Raw genomic sequence first — 13637 nt, 5'->3', positions numbered from 1 at the left:
CCAGGTTTTATGGAAATAGGTGAATTTTTATCAAACCTTGAAAAAATGAACTTTTCACTATCGGTGGATAATGAAAAGCTGAATTTAAATGCTAATAAAAACAAGGTTACCAAAGAGCAGATAAACGCTGTTAAAAATAACAGCGAGATCATTAATTATATTAAAACTCATAAAGATGAATTAATTCAATATATCTCTACTCTTCCAAAAATATCGGCAGGTAACCAAAAAAATGTAATTTCCATTTACAGGTTGAGTGGCTTGCAGGAAGGTATGCTGTTTCATAGCCTGTACAATGAACAATTTGGTAGCTATATCGAGCAGTTCACTTGCGATATTATTGATGCAGATCTGAATGTGCTGAAGGCTGCCTGGGCTGAAATTATTGCGAAGCATACTATTTTACGCACCGGTTTTTACTACGAGTCGTTCAGTATCCCTGTTCAATGTGTTTACCGGGATGTAACCCTTCCTGTAATCGAAATAGATTACAGCGAGTTAGATTCGGCATCTCAAACAATAGCATTTGATGATTTCTTAATTGCTGACAGAGAAAGGGGCTTTGATTTTAACCTGCCTCCTTTAATGCGGGTCACTTTGGTTAAGTTAGATAATAGCCGTTACAGGATGTTATGGAGTTTCCACCATATCCTGTTCGATGGCTGGTCGCTGCCCGTATTAATGAGTGAGTTTTTAGAAGCTTATGAACTTTTATTGCAGGGTCAGATTGTAGTCCCAACACAGGAAGATAAATATGAAGATTTTATCCGTTACCTGGAACGCAGGGATAAGTGGGCCGAAGAAAGCTACTGGCGTAATTATTTGCAGGGAATAAGCGAAGGAACTTCTTTGCCCTTTGTTAAAAAAGCAAATGCAGCGCTTTTAAAAGCCAGGTTTCTTTCTGTTAACAAAGTATTTGATAAAGATGCCTCGGCGCTGATCTCTGCTTATGTAAAAAAACATCGTATCACCCTAAATACCCTTATGCAGGGCATATGGGCATTGTTACTTAACAGTTACACCGGTAATCCGGATGTATTATTTGGTGCTGTAGTATCCGGTAGGCCCGATGAATTACCCGGTGTTGAACATCGCGTAGGGCTGTTTATCAATACTATTCCATTCAAAGCCTCTTTTGATAACCAGGAAATAATTAACTGGTTGCAAAGCTTGCAGGCTGATCAGGCTACTTCAAGAAATTATCAGCATGCCACACTTCAAAGTATCAAAGAGTGGACAGGCATAAAAGCCGATTTGTTTGATACCTTGCTGGTTTTTGAAAACTATCCTGTAAATAAAGCTCTAAACGCCAAACAATGGTCGTTAAAAGTTGAGAACGCCAATACTTACGAACAAACTAATTACCCTTTAACTATTTTAATTGCCGATGCCGATGGTTTGAACTTTACTTTTAATTACAATGCCGATCTTTTAGAAACAACCTATGTACAGTCTATCGTTGATCAGTTTGCTTACGTATTATCGCAGGTAACTGAAGGGGCTGTAAAAACACTAAACGAAATTTCGATTCTTACTCCTGCCGGGGCATCGATCTTAAAAGAATTTAATAATACAACTGCGCAGTACCCGACAAATGAAAATCTGGTAAGCCTGTTTGAAAATCAGGTGAAAAAAACGCCTGATGCCACAGCTGTAAAGTTTGAAGATCGTTCACTTACCTATCTTGAACTAAACGCGCGTTCCAATCAACTGGCACGCTATCTTCAGTTGCAAGGTGTTGCTAAAGAAACACTTGTGCCCGTTTGTCTCGAGAGAAGTTTTGAAATGCTAATTGGCATATTGGGCATATTGAAAGCTGGCGGCGCTTATATTCCGGTTGATCCTGAATATCCTATTGATAGGATCACTTACATGCTTGATGATAGCACCGCAAAAATAGTATTAAGCAGTGCAGCAGGCATCTCAAAATTGCAGGGGAATAACTTGCAGGTGATTGAGTTGGATAAGGATTGGGAATTAATTTCAAAACAAGATAACAGCAATCTTGATACAGTTATCGCAGCTGATCAATTGGCTTATGTGATCTATACCTCCGGATCAACAGGCAAACCTAAAGGTGCCATGAATGAGCACGGCGGTGTGGTTAACAGGCTCAATTGGACACAAAGCTATTTTGGGTTAACTGCTGCCGATACCGTTCTGCAAAAAAATACATTTAGCTTTGACGTATCTGTATGGGAACTTTTATGGCCCATATTAACAGGTGCTAAACTGGTGTTTGCCAAACCCGGCGCCCAGGGCGATAGTCTTTACCTGAAATCAGTAATAGAAAGTCAGGACATAACCCTCCTTCATTTTGTTCCGTCGATGCTGAGCGTGTTTTTGCTCGATATTGAAAAAGGGGATTGCCCCGAATTGAAGCATATGCTGTGCAGTGGTGAAGCTTTGACCACCGCGCAAGTTAAACTATTCAGGAGCAAGCTGCCTCATGTAGCTTTACATAATTTATACGGCCCTACCGAGGCCGCTATCGACGTTACCTATTGGAGTGATTTAGAGAAAGACGCGGATCTTGAAATTGTACCTATCGGCGCACCAGTGTCGAATACGCAGATCTATATTAGAAGCACATCGGGGCAACTAAGCCCGATAGGAGTACCGGGTGAGATTTGCATCGGCGGTGTACAGGTAGCAAGAGGTTACCTGAACCAGCCGGAGTTAACCAAAGAAAAGTTCATCAACAGCCCTTACAGCGAAGATGTAAATACAAGGCTGTACAGAACCGGTGATCATGGCAGATGGCTTGCAGATGGCAACATTGAATATTTAGGCAGGATAGACGACCAGGTAAAGATTCGTGGATACCGGATCGAACTTGGCGAGATCGAACAAGTGCTGCTGCAAAACGAAAATGTAAGGCAGGCCGTAGTATTGGCGAGAGCAGATAAACAAAGCACTAAGCGTCTGACCGCTTATGTGGTGATGGAAGAAGCTGACTATGACAAACAGGAGCTTCAAAATTACTTAGGCGAAAGATTACCTGAATACATGGTGCCCCGGTTATGGGTAAGAATGGACAGTCTGCCATTAACACCAAACGGTAAAACAGATAAACGCGCACTACCAGAAGCAGAAGCAAGTCACGAAGAAAGCTATACCGCACCACAAACCCAAACAGAAAAGCAATTAGCCAAAATCTGGGAGGAGCTGCTGGGCATAGAAAAGATCGGGACAAGTGATAACTTCTTTGAATTGGGCGGTCATTCACTGCTGGCTATGCGTGTGATATCGCAGGTAAGAAGGGAATTGAACAAAGAACTAAAGATTCGCGACCTGTTTGTTTATCCAACCATCGGCGATCTTGCCAAACAACTGGAAGAGGAAGAAATAACAGCAGCAGGTGGCATAATAAAAAGTGTTAACCCAAGACCAGAATATATCCCGCTGTCCTACAGCCAGGAACGGTTATGGTTTATCGACAGGCTGGAAGGCAGCGTACAATACCATATCCCTGCAATACTGAAACTGGACGGTGAAGTAAATATCCCCGCACTGGAGAGCGCACTGAAAACAGTGGTAGAACGCCACGAAGTATTACGCACTGTGATCAGGGAACATGAAGGGCAAGGCTACCAGTATGTGAAAGCCAACAGCTGGACATTAAAACAAAGCCAGTCGAGTAATAACGCAGAGTTAAAAGATTATATCAGTAAAGAAGCAGCAAGGCCATTTGATTTGTCGCAAGATGATATGCTGCGGGCAGAGTTGATTGCAACAGGGCAAGACGAATATGTATTGCTGCTTATGCTTCACCATATCGTTGCCGACGGCTGGTCAATGCCGGTACTGGTATCGGAATTCAGCAAGCTTTACAATGATTACAACAATAACAAAACACCAGAACTAAAAGCACCGGAAATCCAGTACGCGGATTACGCGATCTGGCAAAGGGAATATCTGGATGCAGCGAAACTGCAAAACAAATTAAACTACTGGACAGGGAAATTAACGGGAACCGCGACACTGGAGTTGCCTACAGACCATATGCGTTCTGCAGTGCAAATCAGCAAAGGTGCTGTTTATACGTTTGTGATAGCGAAAGAGCAGGCGGCAAAACTGCAAAAGCTAAGCCTGGAACATGGAGCAACGCTGTATATGACGCTGCTTGCAATATTCAAAATGCTGCTGTACCGCTACAGCGGCCAGGAAGATATTTGTGTAGGTACACCTGTAGCCAACCGGGACAGGGAGGAAATAGCAGAACTGATCGGCTTTTTTGTAAATACGCTGGCGCTAAGAACAATCGTAAACGGGGAGGAAACATTCTCTGATTTATTAAACAAAGTAAAACAAACCACACTGGAGGCTTATGATCACCAGGAAGTACCGTTTGAAAAAGTAGTAGAAGCAGTAGTAAAAGAAAGGGATTTGAACCGGAGCCCGCTATTCGAGGTGATGTTTGCGCTGCAGAACACAGCAGTGATCCCGACGCTTGAACTGGGCGATATTAAAATCACGAGCGAGCGGGCAGGCGACCAGTCGGGCAAATACGATTTGGGTTATAATGTAGAAGAAACAAAGGACGGGATCCAGATCGTAGCGGAATATAATACCGACCTTTACGAACCGGATACCATTGCAAGAATGGCAGGTCATTATGTTGAACTGATCAAAGCAGTAACAGAAGAACCTGAAACTATAATCAATAAGCTGCAACTATTAAGCAAGGTAGAGGAGCGGGAGTTAAGCACGTTCAACGAAACAGCGGCAGAATATCCGAAAGAAGAAAACATTGTCAGCCTTTTTGAAAAACAAGCATCAGTAAGGCCAGAAGCCACAGCACTTGTATTTGAAGGTGAAACAGTGAGCTATCAAGCCCTTAACGAACAATCAAATAAGATTGCGCACTACCTGAAAGAACAAGGTGTAACGAAAGAAACACCTATAGCAATTTGCGTAGAACGTGGCACAGCGATGATTGCAGGGATATTGGGTATCCTGAAAGCAGGAGCAGCTTATGTACCCATTGATATCGATTATCCCAAAGAGCGGATCAGCTATATCCTGGAGGACACTAAAGCATCGATAGTGCTAAGCAGCAGCACAAGCAAAATAAACATAGCAAATGCACTGGTCATCGAACTTGATAATAACCAGGAAATAGCCAATCAAAGCAGCGATAATTTAAACATCGCCATCGAACCAAATCGGTTGGCGTACATCATGTACACCTCAGGTTCAACAGGCAAACCGAAGGGGGTAATGGTAGAGCATCAAAGCATCACCAATTACACTTATGGCTTTGTAAACTATTTCGGGATCACTGCAGCAGATATAGTTCTTCAGCAATCATCCGTATCATTTGATACCATGTGCGAAGAGGTTTATCCCGCACTGATCAGTGGTGCAAAAGTGGTGATCGTAAAAGAAGGCGGTAAAGATGTGGACGACATCAAACACCTGCTGACTACCGAAGCGATAACAATATTAAGTGCCACGCCAACGGTAATCGCTTACCTGAATAAAGAAGCAGGCAATAACAACGTCGACATTAAAAATCTGCGCTATATTATCAGCGGCGGTGAACTGCTGCAACCTGGCTTTATAGATAATTTGTATCCGACAGTAGCAATAGTGAACAGCTACGGCCCAACTGAGGGAACAGTATGCGCCTCCTATTATACGGTAGATAGTATTGACAAGGCCTCGCTTATCGGCACACCTGTGTCCAACACGCAGATTTATATCAGAAGCGTTTCAGGTGAATTAAGTCCAATCGGTGTACCGGGTGAGATTTGCATCGGCGGCGTACAAGTAGCAAGAGGGTATCTGAACCAGCCAGAGCTGACGAAAGAAAAGTTTGTTAACGACCCTTACAGCGAAGAAGCAACCGCAAAACTATACAGAACCGGCGATCAGGGTCGCTGGCTTGCAGATGGCAACATTGAATACCTGGGCAGGATAGACGACCAGGTAAAAATCCGTGGATATCGCATCGAACCTGGCGAGATCGAACAAGTATTGCTGCAAAACCAAAATGTAAGACAGGCTGTAGTATTGGCGAGGTCAGATAAACAAGGCACCAAACGCCTGACCGCTTACGTGGTAATGGACGAAGCCGCTTACGATAAACAGGAGCTTCAAAATTACCTCGGCGAACGTTTACCTGAATACATGGTGCCCCGGTTATGGGTACAAATGGACAGCCTGTCGTTAACACCAAACGGCAAAACAGATAAACGCGCACTGCCCGAAGCAGAAGCAAGCCAAGAAGAAAGCTACACCGCACCACAAACAACCACAGAAAAGCAATTAGCCAAAATCTGGGAAGAATTGCTGGGCGTAGAAAAGATTGGTACAAAGGATAACTTCTTTGAGTTGGGCGGTCATTCACTGCTGGCCATGCGTGTAATCTCGCAGGTAAGAAGGGAACTGAGCAAAGAGCTAAAAATCCGTGACCTGTTTGTGTCCCCAACCATTGGCGATCTTGCCAAACAACTGGAAGGCGATGACACAGAAGTAGCAGGCAGCACGATAAAAAGTATCAGCCCGAGACCGGAATATATCCCGTTATCATACAGTCAGGAACGGCTTTGGTTTATCGACAGACTGGAAGGCAGCGTACAATACCATATCCCCGGTGTTTTAAAACTGGAAGGTTATCTTGATGCCGTTTCTCTGGAACAGGCAATAAGGGAAGTTGTGAACCGTCATGAGATATTGCGTACAGTGATCAGGGAACACGACGGTCATGGATTTCAATTTGTGAAACCGGTAGGTCATTGGGGATTAGCACAAACCTCATCTTTAAATGAAGCGGAGTTAAAATCATATATCGGCGCACTGATAGAGCAACCGTTTGACCTGTCGGCAGATGATATGCTGCGTGCAGCGTTAATCCGCATAGCTGATAACTCACATGTGCTGGTAATGGTTATCCACCATATCGCTTCCGACGCCTGGTCGTTACCTATCATAGTTGATGAAATAGCAACTTTATATAGTGCCTACAGCAACGGCAACCAGCTTCGTTTAGCCGAACCCACATTGCAGTTTGCCGATTACGCTATATGGCAGCGCGATAACCTGCTTGAAGAAAAAGTAGAAGAAAAGCTGCAATACTGGAAATCGAAATTACAGGATGTAACTCCGTTACAATTACCTGCTGATTTTGTACGCCCCACAAACAATAGCAGCAAAGGGGCAACCTTAACATTTAATATCGATCAACAGCTTAGTAATAATTTACAACTGCTGAGCCAGCAGCAAGGCGCCACACTTTATATGACGCTGTTATCAGTATTCAATATACTGATGTACCGTTACAGCGGCCAGGATGATATTTGCGTAGGTACATCCATCGCAGGCCGGCCTAATCCTGAATTGGAAAGGTTGATCGGCTTCTTTGTGAACACACTTGCATTACGCAACCAGGTTAATAGCGACGAGTCATTTATAAAGCTGTTATCGCAAGTCAAACAAACCACGCTTGATGCTTATGAGCATCAGGAAGTGCCGTTTGAAAAAGTGGTTGAAGCTGTTGTGAAGGAAAGGACAGCAGGTATTAGTCCACTGTTCCAGGTGATGCTGGTACTTGGCAATACGCCAACTGTACCCGAATTAAAGCTGAGCGGCCTGGAACTTATCGGGTTCGATTATGAGCAATCTGCAGTAAAATTCGATCTTACATTTTTTGTGAGCGAAACTCCTGAAGGTCTTCAGTGTGCAGTACAATACAGAACCGATATCTTCAGCGCAGTTCGAATTGAAACCATGGTTGGGCATTTTTGCACCCTGCTCGCTTCGGCAGTAACAGCGCCTGAAATGCAAATAGGCAAATTGCAAATGCTCGACCAACTGCAAAAAGAGAATTTGCTAACCCAGGGCAGCAGTGTTTGCTTATATCCATCGGATAAAACTATCGCAGATGTTTTTGAAGCAGCAGTATTAAAATCTTCCGAAACAAATGCCGTTACGTTTGAGGGCCAGTCAATCAGTTTTGACGAATTGAACAAACGCTCAAACAGATTGGCGAACCACCTGCGGCGTTATGGCGTTGGGGCAGACACAATGGTGCCGCTTTATATCGAACGGGGCATTTCAATGATCGTCGGCATTATGGGCATCTTAAAAGCCGGTGCTGCTTACGTACCCGTTGATACTGATTATCCGCTGGAAAGGGTGAATTACATACTGGAAGATACCAACGCAAAGATTGCAGTAAGCAGTCCCAAATTTGCCGGCAACCTTGCTGACATCTCCGAATGGTTAAAAGTTGTTGAACTTGATGAGCAAAACTGGGAACTGGCTGCTGAGCTTGAAACTAACGCGATAAGAGCCATCTCACCTGATAACCTTGCTTATGTGATCTACACATCGGGCTCAACAGGCAAACCTAAAGGCGTACAAATAACGCAACGAAATATTGTAGACTATGTTCACGGTTTGGATGACCGTACCGATATCAGCGCCTGCAAATCTTTCGGTTTAATGTCGACCATAGCAACCGATTTGGGCAATACAGTTTTGTACAGCTCATTATTGTTCGGCGGTACGCTGCATGTTTTCTCTAAAGAAACCTTGAGCCATATCGAAGCCCTGCATACTTACTTTGAAGAGAACCGGATTGACTGTATCAAGATTGTACCCTCGCATTGGAAAGCACTATCGGCAGATGAGCCTTTGGTACCTGCGCGGATGCTGGTTTTTGGTGGGGAGTCATTATCAACCGAAATAATATCTAAAATAAGGCAGTATAGTGATTGCCGCATCATCAACCATTACGGTCCAACCGAAACCACGATTGGCAAATTATTATATGAAGTAACGGATGCAAACCATAACATAATCCCGATTGGCCGCCCGTTTTCAAATACCCAAACCTATGTATTGAATAAAGACCTGCAACAATGCCCGGTGGGCGTTCCGGGTCAATTATTTATAGGTGGTACAGGATTGGCGAAGGGATACCAAAACCAGCCTGAGTTAACACAAGATAGATTTATTGCCAATCCTTACGGCGATGAAGGAACCCTGATATACCAAACCGGTGATGCTGTACAATATAATACTGAAGGAAACATTGAATACCTGGGCCGCGTAGATGATCAGGTAAAGATCAGGGGTTACCGTGTTGAACCGGGAGAGGTTAGCCGCATCCTTGAACAAAGCAAACTGGTGAGCCAGGCTATAGTAATGGCCCGCCGCGATAAGCAGGGGAATAATCAACTGGTGGGATATGTAGTAGCTTCTGGTGAATTTGACCGCTCTGCTATTATTAGCTGGTTAAAAGAGCAGTTGCCCGAGTATATGGTACCAGCTTACCTGGTTGAACTCAAAGAAATTCCTTTAACAGCAGCCGGTAAAATAAACAGGAAGCAATTGCCTGATCCGGAAGTTGAGGTTTCGGCAAAAAATGATGAAGAACCTGTAAGCGAAACAGAATTAAAACTTGCTGCCATCTGGCAGGACATCCTGGAAATAGATTCGATAGGCGTTCATGACGATTTCTTTGAACTTGGCGGGCATTCACTGCTGGCTGTACGATTGATTTCGGCGGTACGCAAGGCATTTACGGTTGAATTGCCGATCAGTGATGTATTTGATTATCCTACAGTAAGCAAACTAAGCGCCCGTTTAAATATCAGCGAGGTCAGCGAAGAAATTACAAGTATCGGAATGCAGGCACGCCCGGAGCATATTCCGCTGTCATTTAGCCAGGAACGCATGTGGTTTATCGACAGGTTGGAAGGCAGCGTTCAATATCATGTTCCGGCGGTATTGCGTTTAAATGGTAATTTAAACATTTCGGCGTTAACTCAGGCTTTCAGACAAATTGTTAACCGTCATGAGGTTTTACGCACGGTAATAAGGGAGTATGAAGGCCGCGGTTATCAATACATAAATCCGGGCGGGGATTGGCTGTTGGAGCAAACATCACAGCAAGAAATTGAGGCTGCAGGTATCAACTTACAGGATTATGTTCAACGGCAAATAAACAGACCTTTTAATTTATCGCAGGATAACATGCTGCGCGGCGAGCTGATTCAAACAGGCAATGAAGCGTATGTTTTGTTACTAACCATGCACCATATAGCATCCGATGGCTGGTCAACCTCCATTCTTGTGAGAGAGTTGGGCGTTTTATACAGAGCATTTGCAGCAGGAGGGGAAGTTAAAACTTCAGAACTGCCAGGTTTGCCAATCCAATATGCAGACTACGCTATCTGGCAAAGAAACCATCTTCAGGGCGACCTCCTGGAACAAAAACTCAGCTATTGGAAAGATAAGCTTGAAGGTATCTCAACTATCCAACTGCCAACCGATTACCGCAGGCCTCTGATCAGAAGCAACCAGGGCTTAACTGAAGCTGTATTTGTGAACAAAGAATTGGTTGACAGGTTAAATGCCTTAAGCCGCAAACAAAGAACAACCTTGTACATGACCTTGCTTTCGGCATTTATGGTGTTGCTTCACCGCTATAGCGGGCAGGAAGATATCAGTGTAGGCACGCCGGTTTCAGGCCGCAGCCACCAGGAAATTGAAGGTTTAATAGGCTTTTTTATCAATACTTTAGTTTTACGGAACAATGTACAGGGCGGTCAGGCATTTACTAAATTACTCGAACAGGTAAAAAGTACAACACTCGAGGCGTATAACCACCAGGAAGTGCCTTTTGAAAAAGTGGTGGAAGCTGTCGTAAAGGAAAGGGACATGAGCCATAGTCCGTTGTTCCAGGTGATGTTCACGCTTCAGAATACGCCAGAGATACCCGAGCTGAAATTGGCCGATGTAACATTAAGCGCAGAAACAGCCGAGGATACTACATCTAAATTCGATATCAGCTTAAACCTTGTGGAAACTGCTGATGGCCTGGTGGGAGGGTTGACCTATAACACCGACCTCTTTAAAGCAGAGACCATGGAACGCATGATAGGTCATTTTATCTCCATTTTGCAATCTGTTGTTCAAACCCCAACCGAAATAATCGGGCGTATTAACATGCTGACTGCGGTTGAAGAGGAGAAGCAGTTAAAAATCTTTAATGCAACGGATGCAGATTATCCTATCGATAAAAGCATTTTGGATATTTTCAGGCAGCAAGTAGCGGAAACGCCCAATGCTGTAGCCGTAACGTTTGAGGATGAAACAATAACCTACAGACAGCTTAATGATAAAGCAAGTAGCCTTGCAAAATACCTGCAGGTTCAGGGCGTAAAAACAGAAACCGTAATACCAATTTGTACAGAGCGCAGCATTGAAATGATCATTGGTATACTGGGAGTGATGAAAGCCGGTGGAGTGTACGTGCCTTTTGATCCTGAATATCCGCAGGACCGTATCGACTACATGCTGAAAGACACGGCGGCCGGTTTGGTAGTTAGCAGCAGCGCTTGCAGTAACAAATTTGCAAAAGCAAATATTCAGGTAATTGAGCTTGACAAGCACTGGGCCGAAATTGAAAAGTATAGCAATGCAGAACTAAACGCGTCTGTTAATGCAGATCAGCTCGCCTATATCATTTACACATCAGGTTCAACCGGCAGGCCCAAAGGGGTAATGATTGAGCACCGCGGTGTAGTTAACCTTGTATTGGCTTATAAGCGTGATTTGAACTTGCAGCCTGGCTCACGGTTCCTTCAATTTGCATCTTTCGGTTTTGATGCCTCGTGTGTTGAGATCTTCAGTACGCTTTTGACGGGTGGCTGCCTGGTAATGTGTACCAAAGAATCGCTTTTATCTGCCGATAGCTTTGAACAGCTTTTAACCAGGCAGCAGGTTGAAATAGCCATATTACCACCGGCGTTTCAGCCGTTTATTGAAAATGTGCCCGATACGCTCAAGATCATCATATCTGCTGGCGAAGCACTAAATGAAGCAACGGGTAAGCTTATCCAATCTAAGGGGATAATACTGGTTAACGGCTATGGGCCAACCGAATGTACCGTTTGCGCGTCGCAAACACATAATCCTATAAGGCCCGATGGGATTATAACCATAGGTAAACCGATAGATAATGTAAAGATCTATATCCTGAATAAGGAAAATCAATTGGGTCCGGTTGGGGTAAGCGGAGAGATCTGCATTGGCGGTATCCAGGTGGCAAGGGGCTATTTAAATCAGCCGGCATTAACAAACGAAAAATTTATAAAAGATCCGTTTTCTGAAGATGAAGGCGCAAGGTTATACCGTACCGGCGATTTAGGACGTTTGCTGGCCGACGGTGATATTGAATATCTTGGCCGTATGGACGACCAGGTGAAAATTCGTGGTTTCCGTATCGAATTAGGTGAGATCGAAAATGTATTGCTTCAAAGCGGATTGGTATCACAGGCCATTGTATTATCCAAACCTGATGTTAATGGTGTAAACAGGCTGATAGCCTATATAACAACCGAAGGAATTTATGATAAACAGGCCCTGACATCGTACCTTACCGCTCAGTTACCTGAATATATGGTGCCCAAATTGTGGGTGCTGCTTGATAAATTCCCGGTAACAACACATGGTAAAGTTGACAAACGCGCACTGCCCGACGTTGATATGGCCGAACAATTAACCTACAACTATGTAGCGCCGCGTAATAAAACAGAAGAAGGGTTGTCGGCTATATGGCAGCGCCTTTTAGGGATCGACAAGATCAGTATCCACGATAATTTTTTTGAATTGGGTGGTCATTCGATATTGGCTATGCGGTTGATAGCAGCGGTTAAGAAGGAGATGGCAATCAGCATTACTATCAGAGATTTGTTTCTTCATCCAACGATAGCCAAACTCTACAGGAGGTCACAAAATCAAAATATTGATCTTACACAATCGCTTATCCCTATAAAAACTACCGGTAATAAAACACCACTTTATATTGTTTGCGGGGCTGGTGGTACAGCTTTTAAATTTAAGGAATTTGTAAAACTGCTTGATCCTGAGCAGCCTGTTTACGGATTGCAGCAGCCTTTGCACATTAGCAACCCTGCCGATTTTCCGGATACTATTGAAGGAATTGCTGAAAGGTATGTAGCAGAAATGTTATTAGATAACCCTTACGGCCCTTACGCCCTGGCCGGTCATTGTCTGGGCGGTATGATAGCGGTTGAAATGGCCGGTCAACTTCAGGCCATGGGCAAAAAAATATCAATGCTTGCTATGTTTGATGCGGATGCAAAGCCATTGGTGAATGCGGTTGCCGATACTGCACGCCACAACAATAACTTGCCCTCTTTAGTTAAAAGATCTGTTTCGGTAATCTCTACCAAATTGAAATTTGAGATTTTCCTGTTAATGAAGCACCCTAAACAAGCCCTAATGTATAAGGTACGGAAAATAGGTCCGCTGTTTAGCAACACCGAATCAAAGCTGGCAAATATTGATCAGGATATTTTTGACAGGATTACCCTTCAAATAAAAACAGCGGCAGACAATTACCAGATAAAACCTTACCATGGCGAGATAGTTTTATTTAACGCTACACAGCAATACTACTTTATTGATAGGGTTAACAAAATCATTTACAAGGAGCTTGAAGTTAATTCTGAAAACAAACACGCCTGGAAAAACTATGCCCAATCAATTAAAATTCATGAGGTTAAGGGCGAGCACTCTACAATTTTTGACGAGTTAAATGCGAGGGAATTTTCTGAAATATTACAGCATTATTTAGGTTAACAGATTATAAAAGC

1 protein-coding gene is annotated in these 13637 nt (G+C 43.7%); it reads left to right on the top strand.

Annotation, left to right across the window (positions count from 1 at the left end):
• Positions 1–45: 45 nt before the first annotated feature.
• Complete coding sequence (locus tag AC1DUD_RS25515) at positions 46–13623, top strand: amino acid adenylation domain-containing protein (RefSeq protein WP_477379731.1); 13578 nt, start codon at positions 46–48, stop codon at positions 13621–13623.
• The last annotated feature ends 14 nt before the right edge of the window (positions 13624–13637 follow it).

The organism is Mucilaginibacter sp. P4_A11 (assembly GCF_056402535.1).
The sequence above is the reverse complement of the archived record's forward strand: the minus strand, read 5'-3'. Positions and strand labels throughout refer to the sequence as shown.